The sequence below is a fragment of the Moorella thermoacetica genome (genome assembly GCF_001267405.1).
Classification (GTDB): domain Bacteria; phylum Bacillota; class DSM-521; order Neomoorellales; family Neomoorellaceae; genus Neomoorella; species Neomoorella thermoacetica.
This window is the reverse complement of sequence record NZ_CP012369.1, coordinates 1321210-1344957: the sequence shown is the minus strand read 5'-3', so window position 1 is coordinate 1344957 and position 23748 is coordinate 1321210. Positions and strand designations below refer to the sequence as shown.

The 23748-nt window shown below is 55.7% G+C and carries 23 protein-coding genes, 2 pseudogenes and 1 riboswitch; of the genes and pseudogenes, 18 read left to right on the top strand and 7 right to left on the bottom strand.

All coding sequences use genetic code 11. The features are described 5' to 3' along the window. Window positions 1-11 precede the first annotated feature (11 nt). Window positions 12-1310, bottom strand: coding sequence for a phosphomethylpyrimidine synthase ThiC (gene thiC, locus MOTHE_RS06740; protein WP_011392914.1), 1299 nt, complete (start codon window positions 1308-1310; stop codon window positions 12-14). Between the two features lie 62 nt (window positions 1311-1372). Beyond that, window positions 1373-1475, bottom strand: a riboswitch (TPP riboswitch). Window positions 1476-1567: 92 nt separating this feature from the next. On the opposite strand from thiC, the gene MOTHE_RS13465 reads away from it, so the two are divergent. Beyond that, window positions 1568-1861, top strand: a complete 294-nt coding sequence (locus tag MOTHE_RS13465; protein ID WP_162490056.1) for a LuxR C-terminal-related transcriptional regulator — start codon at window positions 1568-1570, stop codon at window positions 1859-1861. Between the two features lie 66 nt (window positions 1862-1927). Beyond that, window positions 1928-2629, top strand: a complete 702-nt coding sequence (locus tag MOTHE_RS13460) for a hypothetical protein (protein WP_053094832.1) — start codon at window positions 1928-1930, stop codon at window positions 2627-2629. Window positions 2630-2702: 73 nt separating this feature from the next. Here MOTHE_RS13460 and MOTHE_RS06725 read toward each other — a convergent pair whose 3' ends face one another. Next, window positions 2703-3947, bottom strand: a complete 1245-nt coding sequence (locus tag MOTHE_RS06725) for an LCP family protein (protein ID WP_011392912.1) — start codon at window positions 3945-3947, stop codon at window positions 2703-2705. Window positions 3948-4141: 194 nt separating this feature from the next. Here MOTHE_RS06725 and MOTHE_RS06720 point away from each other — a divergent pair, with 194 nt between their 5' ends. Beyond that, a complete protein-coding gene (locus MOTHE_RS06720; protein WP_011392911.1) occupies window positions 4142-4957 on the top strand; it encodes a sugar phosphate isomerase/epimerase family protein in 816 nt (271 codons plus the stop codon). Between the two features lie 175 nt (window positions 4958-5132). Here MOTHE_RS06720 and MOTHE_RS06715 read toward each other — a convergent pair whose 3' ends face one another. Both MOTHE_RS06715 and MOTHE_RS13110 read right to left on the bottom strand, forming a co-directional pair. After that, a complete protein-coding gene (locus MOTHE_RS06715) occupies window positions 5133-5474 on the bottom strand; it encodes a nucleotidyltransferase domain-containing protein (protein WP_011392910.1) in 342 nt (113 codons plus the stop codon). Further along, window positions 5438-5677, bottom strand: coding sequence for a HEPN domain-containing protein (locus MOTHE_RS13110; RefSeq protein ID WP_158499103.1), 240 nt, complete (start codon window positions 5675-5677; stop codon window positions 5438-5440). Before MOTHE_RS13110 ends, MOTHE_RS06715 begins: the two co-directional genes overlap by 37 nt. Window positions 5678-5757: 80 nt before the next feature. Between MOTHE_RS13110 and MOTHE_RS06710 the strand changes: the two are divergent. The 5 genes and pseudogenes from MOTHE_RS06710 to MOTHE_RS06690 all read left to right on the top strand — a co-directional run. After that, window positions 5758-6603: pseudogene (locus MOTHE_RS06710) on the top strand (DEAD/DEAH box helicase); the annotation flags it as partial. Beyond that, window positions 6597-7037 (top strand): annotated as a pseudogene (locus tag MOTHE_RS06705) (DUF1156 domain-containing protein); the annotation flags it as partial. The pseudogenes MOTHE_RS06710 and MOTHE_RS06705, both read left to right, overlap by 7 nt. Before the next feature lie 365 nt (window positions 7038-7402). Then, a complete protein-coding gene (locus MOTHE_RS06700; RefSeq protein ID WP_053094831.1) occupies window positions 7403-7813 on the top strand; it encodes a hypothetical protein in 411 nt (136 codons plus the stop codon). A 183-nt stretch (window positions 7814-7996) separates the two neighbouring features. Then, window positions 7997-8371: a nucleotidyltransferase domain-containing protein gene (locus MOTHE_RS06695; RefSeq protein WP_053094830.1), complete on the top strand. Its 375-nt coding sequence runs from the start codon at window positions 7997-7999 to the stop codon at window positions 8369-8371. Continuing rightward, window positions 8368-8775, top strand: coding sequence for a HEPN domain-containing protein (locus MOTHE_RS06690; protein WP_011392906.1), 408 nt, complete (start codon window positions 8368-8370; stop codon window positions 8773-8775). The genes MOTHE_RS06695 and MOTHE_RS06690 overlap by 4 nt, the downstream gene beginning before the upstream one ends. Before the next feature lie 258 nt (window positions 8776-9033). Here MOTHE_RS06690 and MOTHE_RS06685 read toward each other — a convergent pair whose 3' ends face one another. From MOTHE_RS06685 to MOTHE_RS06675, 3 genes are read right to left on the bottom strand one after another with little or no spacing between them, the layout of a single operon-like run. Continuing rightward, the gene (locus MOTHE_RS06685) at window positions 9034-9606 is read right to left on the bottom strand and encodes a manganese catalase family protein (protein ID WP_011392905.1); all 573 of its coding nucleotides are present in this window, start codon (window positions 9604-9606) and stop codon (window positions 9034-9036) included. 15 nt (window positions 9607-9621) lie between these two features. Further along, window positions 9622-9879 (bottom strand): spore coat protein CotJB, encoded by a 258-nt coding sequence (locus MOTHE_RS06680; RefSeq protein ID WP_011392904.1) that lies wholly within the window; start codon window positions 9877-9879, stop codon window positions 9622-9624. Between the two features lie 23 nt (window positions 9880-9902). Next, window positions 9903-10109: a spore coat associated protein CotJA gene (locus tag MOTHE_RS06675; RefSeq protein WP_036372577.1), complete on the bottom strand. Its 207-nt coding sequence runs from the start codon at window positions 10107-10109 to the stop codon at window positions 9903-9905. 303 nt (window positions 10110-10412) lie between these two features. On the opposite strand from MOTHE_RS06675, the gene MOTHE_RS06670 reads away from it, so the two are divergent. The 10 genes from MOTHE_RS06670 (at window position 10413) to MOTHE_RS06625 (ending at window position 23740) form a co-directional block, all read left to right on the top strand. Further along, window positions 10413-11123 (top strand): TorD/DmsD family molecular chaperone, encoded by a 711-nt coding sequence (locus tag MOTHE_RS06670; protein WP_011392903.1) that lies wholly within the window; start codon window positions 10413-10415, stop codon window positions 11121-11123. Between the two features lie 51 nt (window positions 11124-11174). Next, on the top strand, window positions 11175-13748 hold the full coding sequence (locus MOTHE_RS06665; protein WP_053094829.1) for a dimethyl sulfoxide reductase subunit A: 2574 nt from the start codon (window positions 11175-11177) through the stop codon (window positions 13746-13748). A 12-nt stretch (window positions 13749-13760) separates the two neighbouring features. Further along, window positions 13761-14309, top strand: a complete 549-nt coding sequence (locus MOTHE_RS06660) for a DMSO/selenate family reductase complex B subunit (protein ID WP_011392901.1) — start codon at window positions 13761-13763, stop codon at window positions 14307-14309. Between the two features lie 59 nt (window positions 14310-14368). After that, window positions 14369-15694 (top strand): radical SAM protein, encoded by a 1326-nt coding sequence (locus MOTHE_RS06655; protein WP_011392900.1) that lies wholly within the window; start codon window positions 14369-14371, stop codon window positions 15692-15694. 151 nt (window positions 15695-15845) lie between these two features. After that, on the top strand, window positions 15846-18245 hold the full coding sequence (locus MOTHE_RS06650; protein ID WP_053094828.1) for a DMSO/selenate family reductase complex A subunit: 2400 nt from the start codon (window positions 15846-15848) through the stop codon (window positions 18243-18245). A 63-nt stretch (window positions 18246-18308) separates the two neighbouring features. Beyond that, window positions 18309-18896, top strand: a complete 588-nt coding sequence (locus MOTHE_RS06645; protein WP_011392898.1) for a DMSO/selenate family reductase complex B subunit — start codon at window positions 18309-18311, stop codon at window positions 18894-18896. A gap of 18 nt (window positions 18897-18914) precedes the next feature. Next, window positions 18915-19766, top strand: a complete 852-nt coding sequence (locus MOTHE_RS06640; protein WP_011392897.1) for a dimethyl sulfoxide reductase anchor subunit family protein — start codon at window positions 18915-18917, stop codon at window positions 19764-19766. Between the two features lie 130 nt (window positions 19767-19896). Further along, the gene (locus tag MOTHE_RS06635; RefSeq protein ID WP_011392896.1) at window positions 19897-21048 is read left to right on the top strand and encodes a DUF362 domain-containing protein; all 1152 of its coding nucleotides are present in this window, start codon (window positions 19897-19899) and stop codon (window positions 21046-21048) included. Next, window positions 21048-23084, top strand: coding sequence for a molybdopterin-dependent oxidoreductase (locus MOTHE_RS06630; RefSeq protein WP_011392895.1), 2037 nt, complete (start codon window positions 21048-21050; stop codon window positions 23082-23084). Before MOTHE_RS06635 ends, MOTHE_RS06630 begins: the two co-directional genes overlap by 1 nt. A gap of 107 nt (window positions 23085-23191) precedes the next feature. Next, window positions 23192-23740, top strand: a complete 549-nt coding sequence (locus MOTHE_RS06625) for a 4Fe-4S dicluster domain-containing protein (RefSeq protein WP_053094827.1) — start codon at window positions 23192-23194, stop codon at window positions 23738-23740. The last annotated feature ends 8 nt before the right edge of the window (window positions 23741-23748 follow it).

The following is a 23748-nucleotide window of genomic DNA, read 5'->3' as shown; positions in this document are numbered from 1 at the left end:
TATGAACGTCCTTAACACGTTTCTGACGGTTTCCCCAGGTACTCTCCGACGAGGCGCATGGCGCAGAAGTCACCGCACATAGAGCAGGCAACGGCCCCCTCGTCGTTGCGGGCCCGGCGGTACTGCCTGGCCTTTTCCGGGTCCAGGGCCAGCTCTATTTGGCGCTGCCAGTCCAGGGCCTTGCGGGCGCGGGCCATCTCCCGGTCCCATTCCCAGGCCCCGGGAAGGCCTTTGGCCAGGTCGGCGGCATGGCCGGCAATGCGGGCGGCGATCACTCCTTCCCGCACATCGGCCAGGGTGGGCAGGCCCAGATGTTCGGCCGGGGTAACGTAGCAGATAAAATCGGCCCCGGCAGCAGCCGCCAGGGCGCCGCCGATGGCGGCAGTAAGGTGATCGTATCCCGGCGCGACGTCAGTGACCAGGGGTCCCAGGACGTAGAAGGGCGCTTCGTGGCAAAGGCGTTTCTCCAGGAGGATATTAGCCTGGATCTGGTTTAAGGGTACGTGTCCGGGTCCTTCCACCATGGCCTGGACACCGGCTTCCCGGGCGCGATCCACCAGCTCTCCCAGGATAATCAACTCCTGGATCTGGGCCCGGTCGGTGGCGTCAGCCAGGCAACCCGGCCGCAGGCCGTCGCCCAGGCTTAAGGTGACATCATAGCGCCGGGCGATCTCCAGCAGGCGGTCGTAATGGGCGTAGAGGGGATTCTCCTGTTCATTATGGAGCATCCAGCCTGTCAGGAAAGATCCGCCCCGACTGACGATATCCGCCAGGCGGCCCTCGCGGCGCAGGCGCTCAACTACCTCCATGGTGACACCGCAGTGAACGGTAATAAAATCAACACCGTCTTCAGCCTGCATTTCGATAACCCGGAAGAGGTCGTCAACGGTCATTTTTACCAGAGCGCCGTATTTCTCCTGGGCCTCCACCGTAGCCTGGTAAATGGGCACAGTCCCGACGGTCGCCGGCGAGCGGGCAATGACCTGGCGCCGGCATTCGTTAATGTCACCGCCGGTGCTTAGATCCATGACGGCATCAGCCCCGGCGTCCAGGGCCACCTGGAGCTTCTCCAACTCGGCGGCGATATCCGGGTAGTCCGTGGAGGTACCCAGGTTGGCGTTAACCTTGGTCCTTAACCCCCTGCCAATACCGCATGGCTGGAGTTTATGGTGATTCTTATTGACCGGTATCACCACCCGGCCGGCGGCTACCTCTGCCATTAGGTCCTCTACACGCACCTTCTCCCGGGCCGCCACCTGTTCCATCGCCCGCGTCACCTGGCCCACCTGGGCTGCTTCCAGTTGCGTCATTGACCTCATCCTCCTTAAATCCTGGTATAAAAAATCACCTGCGGCAAGCAGGTGATCTCCGGCAACTTCGGTCCCCACTTCCCTACGCTGGTATGACCCAGATCAGGTTCCAAGGGTTAGTGCTGCGGCACTTCTCAGCCCCTAAGGGCACCCCCGGGGTAACTATTGGGTTTTTATAAATAACTATTCTCCTTTTACCAGTATGTTTCCTGCCGGGTAGATGGTTTTTTTCTTCGACCGTTATTTGCAGCAAATTTTTGACAAGGATCTTCCAGGATCGGCAGCGAATGCATACAACGACGTCGCTGTACTATCAGACGCCGCCAGCCAACCTTTCCGGAGGAGTGGGCAAAGTGGTCAAAGAAAGAATCGATGCTCGCCTGACGCTCTCACGCCTGGAACTGCAGATAGCCCTCCTGGCCCGGGCCGGTCTGAAACGCTGGGAGATCGCTACCGTCCTCGGCATCCAGCAGGGTACTGTTAAATCACAGCTGGAAAGGGTGACCGCCAAGCTTGGCCCAACCTGGAAGGAACGGAAGGATGTCCTCTGACCGGAACTGGAACCGGAAGTCCACCAGGCTGTCCTGGTCTTGCAGGGGCCGGAGGCCGGAAACCCTATGGAAGAAGCCCTCCTCGAAGCCGCACCTGCCTTGCCTGCCCTGGGCCTACGGGCTGCCAGGACTTCTCCGGTCGTCAGGACTGACGGTGGGGCAACCCCCGAGGGGATAACCCCGGAAGGGGCAACTATGGATCTGGTAGAACCTATGGATTTTAGTTCGGCGCGGCGGGCCCTGGAAGGCGAACTCACCCCCGGCGAGGCAGCCATCCTCCAGCTCGAGGGCCTGCCTTCGCCAAAGGGCCAGGCCTTTCTGAGGCAAGCCAGGTCTACCCAGTGGCAATTGCTTCTCCTGGGAGAATGTCGCTCCCTGTACGTCAGTGCCGGTGCCCGCTTCTGGTTAAAACCGGCCCTGGCTGTACTCAGCGATAACCGGCAGATTCGTTTCCTCCAGAGCGACAACAGCGATGAACCCTACCGGCCCTGGTGGTTGCCCTATACCACCAGCGGCCGTGCCCGGGGCACCAACGCCGCCTATTACAAACTTCAGGATGCCGCTTCCGGCGAGTACGCCAGTAGTTACCTCCGGGACTGGATAGATAACGACCTGGAGAATTATGTTGCCTCCCTGCATGCCCGCATGCAGCAACGCTGGCGGGCCCTCAACCGGATCGCCCTGGCGGCAGGGCGTGGGAAACCCCGTCCCCTGCCTGACCTTCCGGCTCTCCTGGCCGAAGCCCGGCGGGTCCTGGGGATAGATTGAACCTGGAATAAGAGCCCAAAGGCCTGCCTTTTAGCTAGAGGCAGGCCTTTTACTTGCCAGGAGTTATTTTCCGTTAACCCGATTTATCTGTACTACCCGGCCCATTGCCTGGCGTTGAACCGGAAGTACTACCAGGGTTCGCAGTATTACTGTTTTTTGTTCCACTGGCAGGCGGTTCCTTGCCATTGTTGGTAGTTATACCTGTACCTGCTTTTTGGGAGGGCGGGTTATTAGACGACAGCGTACGGTTTGAACCTTTATCATGAGTAGGGGTTGTTATGATGATATCCTTTACAGCGGGTGGGCGTGGGGATGATACACGGTTGCTGGTAGAGGTTCCCCTGGTATCGGCCTTAAAGGTAGACGTTGTCCCCTTACTGTTGCTGGATGTCTGGGAAGCCGGGGCGTCCAGGACAACCTGCTTGGTTGTTTGCCCGTATTCAAACAGGGCCTGGGCTACCTGCCGGGCCTGAGCAGGATCCACTCCCCAGTAGCTAATGCCATTTATAGTTTGAAAATACCCTGGTAGGGTCTGGCTAACAACAGTCATATTTTTCAGGTGCAAGCCTGCCCTGGCCATGGTTAGCATTTCGTCCAGGCCCATATTAGTTTCGACGTTCTTATAGATCTCAGGCAGCAGCCGGGGCATTTTTAATAACGTACCCGGCTGCCGGACCTTTTCCAGCAGGGCTTTGATGAGCTCCTGCTGCTGGCCGGTACGGTCAATGTCACCCAGGGCTTCCTTCCGGAAGCGGACAAAGGCCAGGGCCTGGTGGCCATCCAGGTGCTGGAGACCCTTCTTCAAGTTGATTTTATACTGGGGCCCGTCAACCGGGTCATAGTAGTACATATCCCTGGGGATATTCACCGTCACCCCCCCCAGGAGATCGATTATTTTAATGAAACCGTCCCAGCGAAGTAAGACGTACTTGGATATGGGCACACCGGTTAGGTCTGCTACGATGCTGGTTGTTAAATCGGGACCGCCTATACTATAAGCGGCATTGATCTTGTCCACCCCGTGGCCGGGGATATTTACCCTGGTGTCGCGGGGAATGGACAACAGGGCCAGCCTCTCCCCGTCAAAGTGGGCCAGGATGATGGTGTCTGTATTACCCACCTTTTCGCCGGGGCGGGCGTCGGTGCCTAAAAGTAAAATATTAAGGGTCCCTGGCTGACTCCCGCCGGTATCCGTGGACCCCGTTTCCTGGCCAGATACAGGAGGAAAAAAGAACAGCCTGGCGGCAAGGAACCCGCCGCCTGCCGCCAGGCAGGCCAACAGGAAAACAATTATCAGCTTTAATTTACCTCTTAACATAAGCTGCTCCTTTAAAATAAAGGGGTTTTTGATGATTCTTCGCGGTTTATGAAAAAATTCCTGCCTGATCCCATGGAAGAGAAATAATTCCGGCAGGTTTAACAGGAAATTAACCGGCCCTTAGCAGTATATTTATAAACCGGTAGTAAAATCGAAGGTAAGAGTTAACCTGTACCCGGGGGGAGGATCTACCCATGACTTCCTGGAATGGCCGTGTCTTTGTAAGTACATTGCCCCTGACGCGGCCGCTGGATATCAAAACTTTACTGGCCTCCGGTGCCGGCCTGGAGATCTTTGCCGAAGGACCCCAGTGGCGAGACCCGGAAAACGGCCTCAACCTCACCAGGACCCTCCTGCGGGGGTATAATAATCCCCGGAGTCTCCACGCCCCCTTTTACGACCTTAACCTGGCCTCGGAAAAATACCCGCCCATCCGGGATTTGACCCTGGATATCTATAAAAGATTCTTTGGAGTAGCTGCCGAACTGGAGTGCGAACATGTTGTCATCCATACCCATGCCTATACCTGTCCCCTTTATGATCCGGCCGGGACCCGCCAGCGGGTAAAAAACATCCTGCCTTTACTGGCGGCAAGCGCCCGGCAGGCCGGGATAAGGCTGGCAGTAGAAAACATCGGCCTGGGCCCTACCCAGCTATTCGATTCCGAGGAATACGTTAATCTTTTCCGGGAGATCGACGGAATCTTTGCCCTCCTGGATATTGGCCATGCCTTCCTGAACGGCTGGGACATACCCCGGGTGATCTGGCAGCTAGGAGAAAAACTGGTGGCTTTGCACCTCCATGATAACCGGGGGCACGCTGACGAGCATTTGCCCATAGGGATGGGAAGCATTAATTGGCGGCTTATCCGGGAAGCCCTGGCCCTGTTGCCCTCGCCGCCGGCCTTAATCCTGGAATATAACGAAGAAACGCGTTTAAACCGGATCTTGACCGATATCCATGAACTCCAGTGTACCCACCGGTTCGGTTCAGCTATGGGCCAGGTTTAACTGCATACTAGCTGTAGCGGGGAGGCCAATGATTATCAACTTCTATAGCCAGGACCGGGAAGGCCGGAGGACGTGGCTACCCCTGGTCTCCGTTTCTCTGGCTATCGTCGACTGCCGGGATGCGAGGGCCAATAAGATGACGGCAGGAACGCCAAAGCGCGCCTGCCGCATTTGTTTAAAGTCGGTATTCTACGGTTTTTTGCCGGGCCAGGACGTCGTAAAGGAAGCTGGCCTTGCTCAGTTTTTCCACCTGCACTTCTTCGGGAGTGCAGGCTAGGGGTTCAATGGGCTGCATTACCCTGGCCAGGGCTTTGCCCAGCACTTCATAGCGGCGATACAGGGGCATTTGAGCAAAATCGGATGATACTACCAATAAATCTATGTCGCTATCTTCTCTAGCATCGCCTCTGGCCTGGGAGCCAAACAGAATGATCTTGTCGATCTGGATACCTTGATTTTTTAGGGCATCAGCAAACTGCTCTATAATTGCTTGAATATCTGGTCTTTCTTTATCCATTCCAGTATCTCCTTTGTTTTAACAAGATAATCTTGAGCAACGTTACGGGAATAAGTTTTTCGTGCGGCAGCAAGGTCTTTAGGGTAACGGGCCCCCGACCCTATGGCATCCAACGTTCCTAAAAATTCAAGGTGTTCTTCTACTAAATTAACCTCCTTGACTTCTGGCGACACCCACAACACCTCACCCATATGATACCACATTCTGTAAGAAAGGCCAATCCTACTTTTTATACCCTGTCTTTTTTGTCTAAATTGATCGGTTAAATTAGGTCTTACCCCGCATTATGACCGGCTTATTTATAAAGGAACTTCTCATCCGCGGCGACTTATGCCGCTGTCTGATCGTCTGCCCTGGCAACCTGGTAGAACAGTGGCAGGACGAGCTTGAGCGCAAGTTCTCTTTGCCCTTTGAGATCCTGACCAACGACCGGATTGAGGCTGCCCGGACAGGGAATGTTTTCAAGGAATTACCCCTCTGCATCGCTCGCCTGGATAAGCTGGCCCGTGATGAAGACCTGCAGTTTAAACTCCAGCAAAGCGACTGGGACCTGATAGTTGTTGATGAAGCCCATAAGATGTCCGCCAGCTTTTTTGGTGGTGAAGTTAAATATACCAAACGATACCGGTTAGGGCAGTTATTATCGCGGATTACACGCCACTTCCTCCTGCTTACGGCTACGCCCCATAATGGTAAAGAAGAGGATTTCCAGCTATTTATGGCTCTCCTTGATGGGGACCGGTTTGAAGGCAGGTTCCGGGATGGGGTCCATGCGGTGGACACATCCGACCTTATGCGTCGTATGGTTAAAGAAGAGTTACTTAAGTTTGACGGCAGGCCCCTGTTCCCGGAACGGATAGCTTATACAGTAAATTATACCCTTTCTGATATGGAGGCTTATCTCTATAAAGAAGTTACCGATTACGTCCGGGAAGAATTTAACCGCTCCGATGCCCTGGAGAATGAGGGACGCAAGGGTACCGTCGGCTTTGCCCTGACCATTCTGCAGCGGCGCCTGGCCTCGTCACCGGAGGCGATCTATCAGTCATTAAAGCGGAGGCGTGAACGTTTAGAGAAACGCCTGCAGGAAGAGGAGTTGCTTAAAAGGGGCGCCACTATCACATTAAAAGAAAGCTGATCGAAGTGGCCCTGCCCCTGGAGGCCATTAATAAAGAGTCCGCCCGGGAAAAGTCTATCCGTCACGGCCATCCCTCAACGTTACATTTATGGTGGTCGCGGAAACCCTTAGCCACCTGCCGGGCGGTACTTTTTGCTTCCCTGGTGGACGAGCCCTCGAGCCGTCCGGAGGAGTTTCCTACTGAGGAAGATCAAGCTAAAGAGCGCCGGCGCTTGTTTCGCATTATCGAAGACCTGGTGAAATGGGAGAACTCCAACAACGAAAAAGTGCTTGATACGGCGCGGCAAGAGATTTTAAAGTCTACCGGGGGTAATCCGCCGCCGGTGTTGGACCCCTTTTGCGGCGGTGGGTCTATTCCCCTGGAAGCCCAGCGCCTGGGCTTGGAAGCCCAGGCCAGCGATCTCAACCCGGTGGCGGTTTTGATTACCGCCATTGGCCCGGGCATGGCCATCTTCTCCCGCTATGAAAAAGTGCTGGAGGCCAACGGCGAACCGATGTCTTTAATGACGCCCTGGGCCGGATGGAAGACAAACTTACCCATTTATACACCAGCAATCAGCGTTACTGGTATGATTTACCGCCAAACTTAAGGCGAACTGTAGAGGATCGTGCCTAGCAAATATCACACGATGAACTGGAACTGGAAATTGAGCGCCGTTTAAAGGGATTTAAAGAACGAGCTGATTTTCAGGGAGTACATAGCTGCGTCAGTTCGTCTCTAGATGTACCCGACGATCAGGGTGCCCGCCTGGTGGTGCTGGGGCCAGCTTATAGTCATAAAGCAGGGCAAATGGACAGCAAAGCTATAGCAGCCGCTGAAGAGATTTTGAACAACCGTGGCAGCTCCCCGCGTATTTATCGTAATATGCTGGCCTTTGTTGCTCCTTACAGGGATTATCTACAAAGCCTGGAACAGGAAACGCGCCGGTATCTGGCCTGGAAGTCTGTGGTTGATGACACTGAAGCTCTGAACCTGGATGCCTACCAGCGCCGCCAGGCCAGCGAGAGTTTAAAACGAAGCGACGAAACTGTCGACCTGAGGGTGAAAGAGGCCTACTGCTGGTTGCTGATGCCAACCCAGGATGGCACCAATCCCATCGAAGGGGAGGCAACAAGGATCAGCGGTGGTACGGAAAGCCATATTGTGAAGGCTGCTAAACGGATGCGTACTACCGAACAGCTTATCCTCAAGGCTCCATAATATGCCCATATTAAACGGGCCACAAAGTCCACTGACCAGGGCACTGCGAGCCTTAATACATGCAGCTTTATTTCGAAAAAAATCCTACAATGGCTTGACACTATCTGACACTATCTTAAGTTTGAAAATACTAGTATGCAGTTGTAGTCATAGTGTATAATAGTGGCAGGGGTGATTACTAACGTGGCCGTTGAGGACAAGAGCAACCCGACAAGCTACCGAGTCATTCGCCACAACCCAGGCGATGAGGAACAACGCTTATTAGAACGCTGCCGTGATCTTATTCGCGAAGTTGTTCCCGGGGCCACAGTAATACTATATGGCTCCAGGGCTCGTGGGGATGCTGAACCCGATTCAGACTATGACGTATTAATCCTTACGAAAGGACTTGCTAATTGGCACCTGGAAGATGCGATCCGCGAGAAACTTTATCCGCTGGAGTTAGAGACAGGAGTAGCTTTATCTATAGCGGTTTTTAGCGAACAGGAGTGGAATTCCCCTCTATACCAGGCCATGCCTTTCACCCAGAACGTAAAACGTGAGGGGATAGTTCTGTGAAAGAAGAAATTAAACAGTTAATCCTATACAGGATGGAACGCGCTAAAGAAGCTATAGCCGAGGCGGAATTGCTTTTTTCGGAAGGCCATATACGTACTTCCGTTAACCGGTTATATTATGCCTGTTTCTACGCCGTTTCTGCCATTCTCCTTGCCAAGGGTTACTCGTCAGCCAAACATTCAGGTATCCGTTCACTTTTCCACCAGAAGATCGTTAAAGCTGGTTTGGTTAACCCTTCGGCCGGAACATTATATAACAGGCTGTTTGATGCCCGCCAGAAAGCTGATTATGCCGACCTGGTTAAATTTGAAGCCGATATTGTTGCTCCCTGGTTTGATGAAGTAAAATCTCTTGTCCATCAGATTGAAACTCTTGTGGTTAAAGAGATTCGCAGTCCTGGTTGATCTATCGAGCTGGAGAAAGTAAATGAATTGCAGCAAAGCACCCGGCAGGGAACCCTGCCGGGCATTTTTTTCGCCACAGGGCTCTGGCTCCGGCCAGGACCTGGCGGCCATATATACGGGACAAGGATTACAAAGGAAGGTCTGCCAGCGCAGGTCTTCCTGATTCCAGGGACCAGGCAAACTGGACAGTAGGAGCGCCACGCTACGGCCTATGCCGGCGCGCTCCTTCCTGAAGACAGGATAAACGAGGTGCCCCGCTTAATAATACTTTTTACGCTCCAGGTAATCGTATACAAGGTTTAACGTCTCGCCGAAGCGCTGGAAATGGACGACTTCCCTTTCGCGTAAGAATTTTAAGGTATCGCTGACATCGGGGTCATCGGAGAGCTGGATCAGGTATTCATAGGTGGAGCGGGCCTTTTGTTCGGCGGCCATATCTTCATGCAGGTCGGTGACAGGGTCGCCCTTAGACTGGATGTAGGTGGCCGTCCAGGGGGCGCCGGCGGCGTTGACGAAGTAGAGGGCGCGGTCGTGGTCGGCATAGTAGTCGTCCAGGCCAGCTCTTTTTATTTCCTCGATAGAAGCGTCCTTAATCAGGTTATAGACCAGGGTGGCGACAATCTCCATGTGGGCCAGCTCTTCCGTGCCGATGTCCGTGAGTACTCCTTTGGCTTGAGGGATGGGCATGGTGTAGCGCTGGGTGAGGTAGCGCAGGGAAGCGGCCAATTCCCCATCCGGCCCGCCGTACTGGGTGATTATTTCCTTAGCTAGGCGGGGGTTGGGGCCGCCGACGCGTACAGGGTATTCCAGCTTCTTTTCATAAATCCACATCTATAATCCCTCCGCCTAAAAGGTTGTTTCCCAGGGCCAGGGTTCTTCGATCCAGCGCCAGGCCTGGGGACTGGGCGAATGGCCGTAATTGGTCAGGGGGCCATAGAGGGCTTCATATTCTTTTTTAGCTGCTGCCAGCGCCTCGCTGGCAGCGTTATATTCAGCTAGGGCCCGGTAATCCTCGGGATGGGTATCCAGGTACAGGTTAAAATCGACGCAGGTAAACTCCAGGGCCATAACCTTCTTAAGTAGATTTAAGCGCTTAGGATCCATGGTTTTCCCTCCGCCTGGTTGTTTTAAGGTGTCCGCCGGGGCTGGTAGGGCTGGTAGAGTTCGGGGAAAATTGTCCCCCGGGTCAGGCCTTCCATCGGCTCCCAGCGGTTGGTAAAACGCTGCCAGGGCACATAGGCCCGGGCCAGCTGATAGGCAAAGGCTTGTTTTTCCACCTTATCATCCTTTGGCCGCACGGTGATTCCCCGGTTGCCCTGCTGGTCGGCAGTCATAATGGGCCTCCCCCCTAAAAATGTCTAATTTATATTATGATGGTTGCCGGAGGATGGTTTACCAAAAACTAGGTTATTACCATAAGTATCTAAGATTTTTTTATAACTTCAGCCGGTTCCGGCCAGTTAGCCAGGTCCGGTACTTTTGTATATCAGTACAAAATGAGGACGGCCAGATTTGAGGTGGGCGACAAAGGGGAGGAAGCCAGGCACGTTGAAATACTTGCATGCACGAACTAAGTAAAGTTCTTTTTAAACATGTGAACGTTAGTACAGTTAAAAAGCGCGAAAGGAGGGCGGCCCATGACCAACGACGAGGCAATGAAGTGGGAAGGCATTCAGATTCTATGCGAGGCGAGGAAGTTTGCTTATAACTTATTGCGCAACACCTTTATCCAGGAGCCTTCCCGGGAGTTTATCGACCTCCTGGAGCGGGATGAAGTAATCCTTTCGTTTCCTTTTGCCGAAGATAACCAGGAAATCGGGGCCGGGGTGGACCAGGTAAATAAATACCTGGAGAGGTATACCTCCCTGGCGGCGGACGCCCGGGGTGAAGAACTGGAGAGGCTACGGTGGGATTATACCCGTATGTTTGTCGGTCCCTACCAACTCCCGGCACCACCGTGGGAATCGGCCTATCTAAACGACGAGCGCCTACTTTTCCAGGAAGAAACCCTGGCCGTCAGGCGCATCTATCTTAGGTATGGCTTTATCCCCAGGAACTATCACCAGGAGGCCGATGACCACCTGGGGATGGAACTGGAATTCATGTTCAGGTTGAGCGAAATGGTGGCGGGGAAGGTGGCCGTCAGGGATACTGCGGGAGCTGAAGCAATACTTAAAGACCAGGAGGTATTTATGGCTGATCACCTCCTGAAATGGGTGCCCCGTTTTGCCGGGGATGTAATGCATAGCTCGTCTACTGATTTTTACCAGGGAATGGCCAGCCTGCTGAAGGGATTTATCTACCTGGACCGGCAGGCCATTGCAGAAATTTTGCAGGCGATTGCCTGAGAGGGCGTAACAAGGTAAGCTTCGAGGGACTTTACCGGAGGTGAGGGAAACATGAGTAATCTCATCGAAAAAGCCATGGAATACAAAATGACCCGCAGGGCTTTCCTGAAATCGACGGCCGTTGCCTCGGCAGCCCTTACCCTGTCGGGTTGCACCAACGGGCTCACCCGAGTCTCCAAGGCACAGGCGGCCAAACTGGCGAGTAAGGAGGGGCAGTGGCTTACCGCCGCCTGCTGGCATAACTGCGGCGGCCGCTGCCTGAATAAAGCCTATGTAGTTGACGGGGTGGTAGTGCGGCAAAAGACCGACGATACCCATCCCGACACCCCTGATTACCCCCAGCAGCGGGGCTGCGCCCGGGGTCGTTCCCAGCGCAAGCAGGCCTTTGGCGTCGACCGGTTGAAGTATCCCATGAAGCGTAAGCACTGGAAACCTGGCGGCGGCAATAAGGAACTCCGGGGCCGGGACGAATGGGTGCGTATTTCCTGGGAAGAGGCCCTGGACATTGTAGCCAGCGAGATAAAACGGATCAAGGAGAAATACGGTAACAGGGCTATTTTTGTCGGCGGCGGCAATGAAATTAGTAATATCCTGGCCCTCTACGGCGGCTATGTATCCCACTGGGGTACTACCTCGTGGGGTTCCTGGCGTTACGCCGGTGACATCATCGGTCTGGCGGATGGTTATTATAAATTCAGCCACAACGACCGCTTTGATTTGCGGAATTCGCAGCTCATTGTCCTCTGGGGAGCCAACCCGGCTTGGAGCAGCCTGGGCAACCCTACCTATAATTACCTGCAGGCCAAAAAGGCCGGAGCTAAATTCATTTTTATCGACCCTATCTACACCGAAGCAGCCAGGGTCCTGGGAGGGGAGTGGATCCCCATCCGGCCGGCCACCGACCACGCCATGCTCCTGGGTATGGCCTATACCCTGATTAAAGAAGACGACCCGGTCACCAACCCGTTAATCGACTGGGATTTTCTTAACCGCTGTACCATTGGTTTCGATGCCGACCACATGCCGGCAGGGGCGGACCCCAAAGAGAATTTTAAAGATTATGTCCTGGGGACCTATGACGGTGTACCCAAGACGCCGGAGTGGGCGGCGGAGATCTGCGGCGTAGACCCCGAGAAGATTCGCAGCCTGGCGCGGGAAATCGCCACTACTAAAAGGGTCGCCCTTCTTACCGGCTGGGCGCCAGCCAGGGTCCATAATAGTGATTCTTGGCCGCAGATGTTCATGACCCTGGGTTGTATGACGGGCCACATCGGCCAGCCGGGCCGAATGACGGGCGTCAGCTGCCATCAGAGCGCCAGTAACGGCGGGCCGCCCCTAGTTGTCCCCGGCAGCAACGGTTTGCCCAGCATTAAAAACCCGGTTGCCGACAGCATCAATGACAGCGAGATTTGGGATGCAATTCTCAAAGGTAAATACACCGCCGGTTATAACGATATCCGGGAGATCAATATCCAGATGATTTACCACGGCGGCGGCGCCACCCTGCAGACCCGGGACGGGATGACCAAAGGTATTGAGGCCCATCGCAAGGTGGAGTTTGTCGTTTCCCATTCCCAGTTTTTAACAACAAACTCCAGATATGCTGACGTCGTTCTCCCGGTGACTACTGAGTGGGAACGGGAAGGAGGACTCCTTACCGGCAACCGGGAGATCTTGATCTATTACACCCGGATAACCGAACCCCTTTATGAAGCCCGGGACGATCAGTGGATCGCCATTGAGTTGGCCAAGAGGCTGGGCCTTGACCCCCGGCAGGCTTACCCAATATCCCCCAAACAGCAACTCTTCAACCAGCTGGCCGGGGCAAAGGTAATGAAGGAGGACGGTTCCGGCTTTGAGAAGCTTTTGACCATTACGGCAGCGGACATCGCCGCCTGGGGCGTCCAGGGCGCGCCCCAGCAGGGCCGGATAACTTTGCAGGAATTCCAGGAGAAAGGTATTTACCAGGTACCTCGGAAACCCGGGGACAAGCTGGGCTTTATCGCCCTGAAGGACTTCCGGGAGGACCCCCAGGGTCACCCCTTAAAGACGGCGACCGGCAAACTGGAGATTTATTCCCAGGCCCTGGCCAAGATGGTGAAGGATAAGGGCTGGACGCAAATCAGGCCCATACCAACTTACAACCCTCCCCGGGAGGGTTATGAGGACACCTTTGCCGATTGGGCCAAAAAGGTGAAAGGGGATTATCCCCTGCAGCTAATTACGCCCCATTATCTCCGGCGGTCCCACTCCGTTTTTGACAATATTCCCTGGTTGCGAGAGGCCTTTCTCAACCACGCTTGGATGAATCCAGTCGATGCCGTGGGGCGGGGGATTAAAGAGGGAGACACCATCCTGATCACCAGCCGCCACGGCAAGACCCTGCGCCCGGTACATCTGTCGGAGCGGATAATGCCAGGCGTTGTCGCCTGCCCCCACGGCGCCTGGGTGGAGATGGACGAAAAGACGGGTATCGATAAAGCCGGTGCCGATAATATCCTCTGCGGCGCCATCCCTACGGGCCAGGGTATCTCAGGCTGGAACTCGTGTAATGTTCAGGTCGAAAAATGGACTGGGGCGCCCTTGCCGCCTGATGACAAGTGGCCCCTGCGCATCGTTTTTTAGGGAGGCGGGATTATGGCTCAACTGGGGTTTTACTACGACATGACTGCCTGCATCGGCTGTAAGACCTGCCAGGTAGCCTGTAAAGATAAAAATAACCTGGAGGTGGGGGTGCTCTTTCGCCGGGTCTATACCGTAGAGGGCGGCAAGTTTCCACACCCCTGGTTTTATCACATCTCCCTGGGGTGTAACCACTGCGCCCAGGCACCCTGTGTCCGGAATTGTCCTACCGGCGCCCTCTATAAAAGGGAAGACGGGATTGTCATGCAGGACCGGAACAAATGCATCGGTTGCCGCTACTGCGTCTGGTCTTGCCCTTACGGTGCCCCGCAGTATATCGCCTCCGAGGGTAAGGTGGGCAAATGTAACCTCTGCGCGGATTTAATCGACAGAGGCGAGCAGCCAGCCTGCGTCGCCGCCTGCATGATGCGCGCCCTGGATTTCGGGGATATTGAGGAGTTGCGCCGGAAATACGGCGGCACGGCGGACGTCAAGGGCCTGCCGGACGCCAGCATAACCCATCCCTCGATAACCATTCAACCGGCAGATGAGGCCAGGAAATAAGCTAGGCCGCAATTTTATCAACCCCAGGGTTCCGGTAGCCATCAGTAGGGGGTACGCCTGTGCTTATCGAGATCAGCAGGGAGACGCTGGCGGGCATCAGAAACCCCGACCTGGCGAAGTACGCGGGGATGTACACGAGGATCTACGAGGATTTTATGCGGCAAATCCAGGGGAGTGGCATAGCGGTCGCCCGGGAGGATTACCGGGAAGAGACACGGCAGCGAATAGAGGGTTTGCGCCGGCAGGGCGTCGTAGTCCGCAACGACGCCAAGAGCCTGTATATCAACGGTATTTCCCCGGCGTGCCTGGCCTGCCAGAAGGGCGTGGGGAGCCTGACCTTTTTCATCTCCCTTCAGTGCCACCGTCACTGCTTTTTCTGTTTTAACCCGAACCAGGAAGGCTACGAGTATTACACCCATAATCAGAGGGATTGCCTGGCAGAATTGGAGTATCTCCAAAGAACCGGCCAGGAAATGAAACACGTGGCTCTGACGGGGGGCGAACCTCTCCTTCATCCAGAAGAAACCCTGGCTTTTTTCCGCGCCGCCAAAGAAAAATTTCCCGGCGTTTATACCCGCCTCTATACGGCCGGTGATCTGGCCGGCAAAGAGATGCTGGCGGAATTGCAAAGAACTGGCCTGGACGAGATACGCTTCAGCATCAGGCTGCATGACCCGGAAGGGGTGCGGCGGCGCACCTACGAGCATATTGCCTTAGCCAGGGAGTATATTCCCCGGGTGATGGTGGAAATGCCCGTCCTGCCCGGTACCAGGAAACCTATGCAGGAAGTATTACTGGAACTGGATCGCCTAGGCATTTTTGGCATAAATTTGCTGGAGTTCTGCTTTCCTTTCAATAATGTGGATATATATAACGAAAGGGGGTATAAAATCAAGAATCCACCCTATCGGGTGCTTTACAATTACTGGTACGGCGGGGGCCTGCCGGTAGCCGGGAGCGAGCTGGATTGCCTGGAGCTGATAGACTTTGCCCTGGAGAAGGGGTTGCAGCTGGGCATTCACTATTGCTCCCTGGAAAATAAAAATACCGGCCAGATTTACCAGCAAAACTACGGGCAGAAAGTAGATGCCTTCCTGTATTTCTCACCACGGGATTACTTCTACAAATCGGCCAAGGTATTTGGAGACGACATTCCCCGGGTGCTGGAAGTATTTAAGAAAATTAATTACCACCAGTATACCCTCAATAAGCAATACCATTTCCTTGAATTTCATATCAGCAAGGTTAAAGAGCTGGCGGGACTCGACATTGAGGTGGGAATTTCGACCAGCGTAATGGAGAAACGCCAGGATGGTAGCTACCTGCGGAAATTGAAGGTCGAACTGACGCGCCCGGAAATATTTGATGCGGAAACCGATATTTGACTTTAAGGACCGGACAGGCGGCTCCTCTCCGGTTGGACAGAAGGGGGGTGAAATTTTGGTGCCCAGGCCAAAGGGAAAGAAGCGTGGCTGAAAGAATATATGGTCCTACGCTGTGATTGTTAACGCAGTTTAAAAAAGGAGGAAAGGCAGTATGGCTGAGGACACCAAACTGTGGCTCAAGCCCATCTCCAGGCGTAAGTTTTTAACCCTTAGCGCGGCTGCTGCCGGTGGGGTCGCAGCCCTGACGACATTGATGTGGGAGAAAAAGGCCGGGGCCGTCGCCAGCGGTGCTACCGGTGCGACCGGGGAAACTATTATCCCCACCAGTTGCGTGCATAACTGTGGTGGTCGCTGTCCCCTGTATGCCCATGTTAAAGACGGGGTGGTAACCTGGTTTTCCCCTGATCAGGAGGGAAACGACAGCCCCGATTTCCCCCAGGTCCGCGCTTGCCTGAGGGGACGTTCCCAGAGGAAACGCCTCTATCACCCCGACCGGTTAAAATACCCCATGAAGCGGGTAGGTAAACGGGGAGAAGGCAAATTTGAAAGGATCTCCTGGGATGAGGCTCTGGATACTATTGCCAGAGAGCTACAGCGAATCAAAAGCAACTATGGTAACGAAGCGATCTATATCAATTATGCTACCGGCGTTTATGGCCAGGTCAGCCAGTCCTGGATTACGCCGGCCTTTGGTGGCGCCCTGCCATGTTTCCTCAATATGTTCGGTGGATACCTGGGGTATTACAACACCTATAGCTCGGCCTGTTTCAGTTATGCCGCTCCATATACCTTTGGTACGGTAGAAGGTAACAGCCCCGATGACCTTTTAAACTCCAAACTTATCGTTCTCTTTGCCGATAACCCTGGCGAGACTCGCCTGGGCGGGGCCAACGGCCATTATTACCTGCGCCTGGCCAAGGAGAAGGGGGCGCGGGTAATTGTTGTCGATCCCCGTTATACCGACACGGCCGTGACCCTGGCCGACGAATGGATTCCCATTCGACCGACTACGGATAACGCCCTCATTGACGCCCTGGCCTATGTAATGATTAATGAAAATCTCCATGACCAGGCCTTCCTGGATAAGTACTGCCTGGGTTTCGACGAGGAGCATATGCCTCCTGGTATCCCGCCCGGCAACTCCTACAAGAGCTATGTCCTGGGTCAGGGCGAAGATAAAACTCCCAAAACGCCGGAATGGGCGGAAGCCATCACCGGTGTACCCCGGGACACCATTATCAAACTCGCCCGGCAGATTGCCAGCATAAAACCATGCTGTCTCCTGCAGGGCTTTGGCTGGCAACGCCATGCCTACGGTGAACAACCAGTACGGGGCCTGCCAGTCCTGGCGGCAATGACAGGTAATATCGGCATTCGCGGCGGCGGACCCGGCCTCCGTAACGGCGGGCACGGGGTAGTAGTTGGCTGGATGCCGGCCGGGCAAAACCCTGTTAAAGCTTCGATCCCTTGCTTTATGTGGCCGGAGGCTATTGAACGCGGCCATGAACTGACTGCCGCCGATGGGGTCAAGGGCGTAGATAAGCTTTCGACGGATATCAAGATGATATGGAATTACGGCGGTAACACCCTTATTAACCAGCACTCGGATATTAATAAGACTGCTAAAATCCTGGCCGATGAGAAGAAATGTGAGTTCATCCTTGTTCATGATGTCTTCATGACGCCCAGTGCCAGGTTTGCCGATATCCTGCTGCCGGATGTAACCCACTTCGAGCGGGAAGACATTGTTACCTTCGCTTCTGGTATCGGTTATGCCATTTATCACCAGAAAGTTGTTGACCCCATGTACGAGTGCCGCAGCCTTTATGATGTTTGTAGCGAGCTGGCCAAACGCCTGGGCTTTGGCGACCAGTACACCGAGGGTAAAAGCGAGCAGGATTGGCTGCGGGAAGCAGTTAACGTTGCCCGGCAAAAGGACCCCAACTTCCCAAGCTTTGAGGAGTTCCGGCGTAAGGGTATCTACAAAATAGCACCCAAAGACCCCATTGTAGCCTATGAAAAACAGATTAAGGACCCGGCCAACAATCCCTTTCAGACACCTTCGGGTAAGATCGAAATTTTTTCAACGCGCTTGTGGGCTATGAACAACCCCAAGGAAATCCCGGCCATCCCCAAGTATATCCCGGCCTGGGAAGGTCCCCAGGACCCCCTGCGGGCTAAATATCCCCTGCAGTGTATCGGACCCCACTACAAGCGACGGGTTCATTCAACCTTTGACAACGTGCCCTGGCTGGAAGAGGCATCCCCGCAGGAGATGTGGATTAACCCCCGGGATGCCGCCGAACGAGGCCTGAAGGACGGCGATAAAGCGCGGGTTTTCAATGACCGCGGGGAGCTAATAATCCCGGTAAAGGTAACGCCACGGATTATGCCCGGGGTGGTGGCCATCCCCCAGGGTGCCTGGTGGACACCGGATAGTAACGGCGTGGACCAGCGGGGCTGCATCAACACCCTGACCAAATATCATCCCACGCCCCTGGCCCACGGCAACCCCCAGCATACCAACCTTGTGCAGGTGGCTAAAGCTTAAAGGGCAGGCCCTGCCTCCCTGGCGGTACCGGGAGAGGTAAGAAAGAGAACGGAGGAGAAAAATATGGCCGGTCAACTAGGTTTTCATGTACAGCAGGACCGCTGCATCGGCTGCTTTACCTGCCAGATAGCCTGTAAGGATAAAAACGACCTGGAGGTAGGGCAGCTATTCAGGCGTGTCCGTGAGATTGCCGGGGGCGGTTATACGGAAACCGGCAATAATGCCTTTAGAGCCGACGTCTATGCCTACTGGATCTCTTTGAGCTGTAACCACTGCCAGGACCCGCCCTGTGTTAAGAACTGTCCCACCGGGGCCATGCAAAAGCGACCCGAGGACGGTATCGTCTTCGTCGACCAGAATAAATGTATCGGCTGCCGCTACTGCGTCTGGAGCTGCCCCTACGGGGCGCCCCAGTATAACCCCCAGATCGGTAAGGTAGGGAAGTGCGACTTCTGCCGCGATCTCCTGGCCAAAGGGGAACAACCGGCGTGCGTAGCCGCCTGTCCCATGCGGGTACTGGATTTCGGCCCCCTGGACGAGCTCAAAAAGAAATACGGCGGTACCAACCAGATTAAAGGCCTGCCTGACCCCAACACTACTAAACCTTCAATTTTAATAACTCCCCACCGGGATGCAGCCCTGGGGAAATAGAAAAGGGAGGAGAAGCTGATGGGTAAAGAATGGGCGCTGGTGCTTTTTACCTTACTGGCTCAGATGAGCGTAGGGTTAATGGTCGTCGCCCAGGCATTGAACTTGAAGCAGAGGGAAGGGCTTAAGCCGGTTCTCCTGTGGGTGGGCATTCTCATGGCGGCCAGCATGGTGGTCTCTCTGGGACACCTGGGCAGTCCCCTCGGAGCGCCACGGGCCATCTTTAACCTGAAGACTTCATGGCTAAGCCGGGAGATCTTTTTCTCAGCAAGTTTCTTCGTCCTGTGGCTGGTGAATTATTATTTAGAACTGCGGACCCAGGCCGGCGAAGGGGTTAAAGCGATTTCAGGCTGGCTGGCGGGCTTTTGCGGCATCCTGGCCCTTATCAGTATGGCCAACATATATGTCCACACCATCCTGCCGGCATGGGAGACAGCCTATACCCATCTAGTCTTTTACACTACGGCCCTGGTGCTGGGGGCCATCCTCTACGCCGTCCTGGCCTACCGGAACCGGCAAGAAGGCCAGCAAGGCATGCTAAAAATAACGGGCATCCTGACGGTCATCGGCGTGGCCTTGCAGCTTTTAAGCCTGCCCCCCTACCTGGCTAGTTTGAGTGCCGGTCCCGTGGCGGCCCAAGAAACGGCCCGCTTACTCCTGGGGGCGGCACCAGTACTGATCTTTAGCCAGGCCCTGGCAGTGCTCGGGGGGATCGTCTTTACCTTCCTGGCCCTGCGGGCATACGGCGAAAAGGGGTCGCTCCTGACAGGACAATGGCTCTATGGTGCCCTGGCGCTCCTCGTCCTGGCCGAACTTGCCAGCCGCTATCTTTTCTATGCCACCGGCGTCAGTATTACAATCGGCCAGTTCTAAGGTCAAGGAGGTTTCAGGTTAAGCGGGCGCGGGTCGACAGTTGCCTTGACCGCTGGACCTGAAAGTACGATAATATTAATTAATAGTTAAAAGCGGGCGTTAAAAGCTCGCTTTTATACAAAGCAGGGGGGTGGGGAAACTGGATCTGGAGACTATCGCCGCTACCCTGACGGGATTGGGACAGGTACGAGTGCAGGGAGATGCCTGTATCAGGGGGAAGTCACCCCGGGTAACTTGCCGGCGGTGCCAGGAAGTCTGCCCGGTAAAGGGTGTTGACCTGGGTAACGACCGGCCCGGGATAAAGGATTGCCAGCGTTGTGGCCTCTGCGCTGTAGCCTGTCCTGTGGGGGCCCTGGAGGATCCAGAGCGGACCCACTCCTTTTTCCTGGCCCGGGGGCGGGAGAGTATAGTCGCCACCGGCAAAGCCCTCTTTGCCTGCAACCGGGGACTGGCAGACCACCGGCGGGATGGCTGGATAATAGCTTCCTGCCTGGGGGCCGTCGCTCCGGAGGTAATCCTCGCCCTGGCTGTCAGGGGGCAAGTAGGTTTTCGCTACCTCCCGGAAGAGTGTGCCGGCTGCCCCTGGGGGGACAAGGGAGAGCGACTCTTCCGCTCTTCTTTCGCCTGGGCCCAGCAGGCCCTGGGGGCTATGGGTTTGCCCGGGGAGCGCCTGATCCGGGGAGGGTATCTCAAGCCAGCCCCGGCTCATGGTGGTGCAACTGGCAGGGCCGGTGGCCCGGTCCCGGCGGTCATGGGCCGACGCGAATTCTTCCGCTCCCTGGTATGCAAGATCAAAATTCCTGGAGTAGAAATTACCCCGCTCTCCCAATCTCCCCAGGCTGTGAATGCCAGGTCACGGGCCCTTATCCTGCAGCAGGCCCTGGAGGAGGCCAGGCCGGCAGGGGGTTACCCGGCAACGGCCCGCTTGCCCCTGGCTGCCCTGAAAGTAACCGGTCCCTGTTACCTCTGCAATATCTGCAGCCGGCTGTGCCCGACCGGGGCCCTGGAGTTGACGGAAGGGGAGTTGAGGTTTAACCCATCCCGCTGCAACCACTGCGGCCTTTGCCTGGCGGTATGCCCCCAGCACAGCCTGGCCTGGGGAGAGGACCTGCCTCTGGAGGCCATGGCAGCCGGGGCAACCTGCACCCTGGCTATCGTCACAAATCACCGGTGCGCCAGCTGTGGAGAAACCTTCCAGGCCGGCGCTACAGCAATGGAATGCCTGCGCTGCACCTTAAGCCGTGAGCTCCCCGGCGTGGCAGCCAGAAGGGGCGGGGCTTAATGGCGGCAAAGTTTTATCGCCATATCTGCCCGCGGAATTGTTACAGCACCTGTGGCCTTATTTCCATGGTAGAAGGGGGAAAAATCAAGGAACTAGCCGGCGATCCGGCCCATGGTTACAGCCGGGGACACCTCTGCCGTTTCGGCTACAGCTACCTGGATATTTTCCATCATCCAGCCCGGGTACTTTACCCTTTACGGCAGGAGCCCCGGGGTTCAGGCAACTGGCGCCGGATAGGCTGGGACGAAGCCATGACCCTCATTGCCGGCAAAATGCTGGAGTTAAAGGGTCGTTGGGGTTCCTTTTTGCCAGTCTTCTTTTACAGCAATTCGGGTAACATAGGTCTCCTGCACCAGGCATGGAACTGGCTGGCCCGCAGCCTGGGAGAGGTGACTGTAGCGTCAGGGTCCCTGTGCTGGAGCGCCGGGCTGGACGCCATGGTCTATGGTTACGGCGCCCACAACCACCCCGACCCGGCAGCCATGGCCCGGGCGGGTTACCTCTTGCTCTGGGGGGCCAACCCGGCCTGGACGGCAGTCCACCAGATGGAATATATCTACGAGGCCCGGGAAAGGGGTGCCCGCCTGGTTGTTATTGATCCTATTTTTACAGCCACGGCGGCCCGGGCCGACTTCTATGTTCAGATAAAACCCGGCAGCGACGGCGCCCTGGCTTTAGGATTGGCCCACCAACTATGGCAGAAAGGGTTAGTAGATAATTACTACCTGGAAAATTATGTGCGGGGTTGGCCGGAGTGGCGGGAATATCTGGCTGGCCTGGACCCCCGGGAGCTGGTGGCAGCTACTGGTGTACCGCTAGAGCTAATGGCCCGCCTGGCGGAGGAATATGCTGCCGGCAACCCTGCAGCCATCTGGATAGGCATAGGCCTGCAGCGCCACATCAACGGTGGCCAGAACATCCGGGCCATCAACGCCCTGGCGGCCATGACCGGAAACCTGGGCCGTGAAGGCGGCGGTGTTTATTATGCCAGCCCGGTAGCAAGCGAGCTTTTTACTACCTCCTGGCCGGAGTGGATGCGCCCTGCCGGCAGTGAGAGGCAAATACCAGTTTATGACCTGGCCCGGGGCCTGGAGGAAGCCGACAGCCCGCCAGTAAAAATGGCCCTTCTGGCAAACGCCAATCCCCTGGCGCAAAACGCCACAACGCAAGAATTGCAGCGGGCCCTAGCGAATCTGGATCTGGTGGTCTTAAGTGGCCAGTTCCTGACCGAAACGGCCCGGGCGGCCGACGTCTTCCTGCCAGTGACGACCTTTTTGGAAAGCTGGGACGTTGTTCCCAGCTACTGGCATCGCTGGATAGGAATCAATGAACCGGCCGTTTCTCCGGGGGGAGAATGCCGTTCCGATATCCAGGTGGTGAGTGACCTGGCCAGGGTTCTAAATCAAATCAGCCCGGGATGTTGTCCTTTTCCCTCCGGTTGGACGGAAGAAGAGTGGCTGGAGCAGGTTTTTAACCCGGAGGTTTACCGGTTGCTGGGAATAAACCATTACCGTGATCTCCTGGACGGTCCCAGGGAATTAAAGCTACCGGCCAATCCCTGGGCCGGGGGACGGTTCGCCACTCCTTCCGGGCGGTATGAAATCTATTCAGACCGGGCGGCGGCAGCCGGCCTGCCATCACTGCCGGTTTACCAGCCGGCAGCCGCGGGTACAGAGGCTTACCCTTACCGTCTCCTGACCCCCCACACCAGCGCCGGCCTGAACTCCCAGTTTTATAATCTTGGTGATGTACCGGAACCCCTGGCCCTGGTTAATCCACGGCTGGCCCGGGAGCAGGGCCTGCATAGCGGCAGCCAGGCCCGCCTTTACAATGAGTGGGGCGAGATTATAATCCCGGTGGTCATAAGTGAACTGGTGCCACCGCAAACTATCCTCTGCCACCAGCGTCCCCTGCCCGGAGGCCAGGTTATCAATGACCTTACCCCGCCCCTGGCCACTGATATGGGAACTATCACCAGCAGCGGCCCTGGCTTGGCCTATTATGACACCTTTGTCAATATCGCCCCGGTGGCGTAAAGACTGGCGGGCAGGTTTCCTGTAGTCACCACGCAGCGCCTGAAGGGAACATGTCCTACCCGGTAGCACAATGACTTGATAAGCATTTTCGGAGGGGGGTACAGGGGATGCGAGTCGGTTTTTTCCTGGACCTGAACCGTTGCATCGGTTGCCGGGCCTGTGAGGGGGCCTGCCAGAACTGGAAGGGTCCCGGGTTTCCCCTGCGGCGGGTGCAGGCTTTTGCTGGCCGGGTCAAGGGCCGGTGGCAGGAATATTATCTCTCCCTGGCCTGCAATCATTGTGAAAACCCCGAGTGCTTCCGGGTATGTCCCGCACGCGCCTACAACAAGCGCCGGGACGGCATCGTCCTGCATAACAGCGGGCGGTGCAGCGGTTGTAACCGTTGCGTCCGCGCCTGCCCCTTCGGGGCGCCCCGTTATAACCTGACAATAGGGAAAGTCGAAAAGTGTGACCTCTGTGTAGAGAGAATAGATAATGGCCTGCCACCGGCCTGCGTTGAAGCCTGTCCCGTCAAAGCCCTGCAGGTTTTACAACTAGATGAAGGCAAGGAACTGGGAGAGAGGTGGGTACCGGGACTGGCTGACGTCAACATCACCAGACCCACCCTGCGCCTGAAGGCTCCGGAGGAAGAGGAAAGGTTTTTTCTTGTTGGTTAATACAAAAA

Coding starts and splice junctions, on each gene's coding strand:
- thiC (WP_011392914.1), bottom strand. CDS start 1,310: ATGACGCAACTGGAAGCAGCCCAGGTGGGCCAGGTGACGCGGGCGATG.
- MOTHE_RS13460 (WP_053094832.1), top strand. CDS start 1,928: ATGGAAGAAGCCCTCCTCGAAGCCGCACCTGCCTTGCCTGCCCTGGGC.
- MOTHE_RS06725 (WP_011392912.1), bottom strand. CDS start 3,947: ATGTTAAGAGGTAAATTAAAGCTGATAATTGTTTTCCTGTTGGCCTGC.
- MOTHE_RS06720 (WP_011392911.1), top strand. CDS start 4,142: ATGACTTCCTGGAATGGCCGTGTCTTTGTAAGTACATTGCCCCTGACG.
- MOTHE_RS06715 (WP_011392910.1), bottom strand. CDS start 5,474: ATGGATAAAGAAAGACCAGATATTCAAGCAATTATAGAGCAGTTTGCT.
- MOTHE_RS13110 (WP_158499103.1), bottom strand. CDS start 5,677: ATGTGGTATCATATGGGTGAGGTGTTGTGGGTGTCGCCAGAAGTCAAG.
- MOTHE_RS06700 (WP_053094831.1), top strand. CDS start 7,403: ATGGACAGCAAAGCTATAGCAGCCGCTGAAGAGATTTTGAACAACCGT.
- MOTHE_RS06685 (WP_011392905.1), bottom strand. CDS start 9,606: ATGTGGATTTATGAAAAGAAGCTGGAATACCCTGTACGCGTCGGCGGC.
- MOTHE_RS06680 (WP_011392904.1), bottom strand. CDS start 9,879: ATGGATCCTAAGCGCTTAAATCTACTTAAGAAGGTTATGGCCCTGGAG.
- MOTHE_RS06675 (WP_036372577.1), bottom strand. CDS start 10,109: ATGACTGCCGACCAGCAGGGCAACCGGGGAATCACCGTGCGGCCAAAG.
- MOTHE_RS06670 (WP_011392903.1), top strand. CDS start 10,413: ATGACCAACGACGAGGCAATGAAGTGGGAAGGCATTCAGATTCTATGC.
- MOTHE_RS06665 (WP_053094829.1), top strand. CDS start 11,175: ATGAGTAATCTCATCGAAAAAGCCATGGAATACAAAATGACCCGCAGG.
- MOTHE_RS06660 (WP_011392901.1), top strand. CDS start 13,761: ATGGCTCAACTGGGGTTTTACTACGACATGACTGCCTGCATCGGCTGT.
- MOTHE_RS06650 (WP_053094828.1), top strand. CDS start 15,846: ATGGCTGAGGACACCAAACTGTGGCTCAAGCCCATCTCCAGGCGTAAG.
- MOTHE_RS06645 (WP_011392898.1), top strand. CDS start 18,309: ATGGCCGGTCAACTAGGTTTTCATGTACAGCAGGACCGCTGCATCGGC.
- MOTHE_RS06640 (WP_011392897.1), top strand. CDS start 18,915: ATGGGTAAAGAATGGGCGCTGGTGCTTTTTACCTTACTGGCTCAGATG.
- MOTHE_RS06630 (WP_011392895.1), top strand. CDS start 21,048: ATGGCGGCAAAGTTTTATCGCCATATCTGCCCGCGGAATTGTTACAGC.
- MOTHE_RS06625 (WP_053094827.1), top strand. CDS start 23,192: ATGCGAGTCGGTTTTTTCCTGGACCTGAACCGTTGCATCGGTTGCCGG.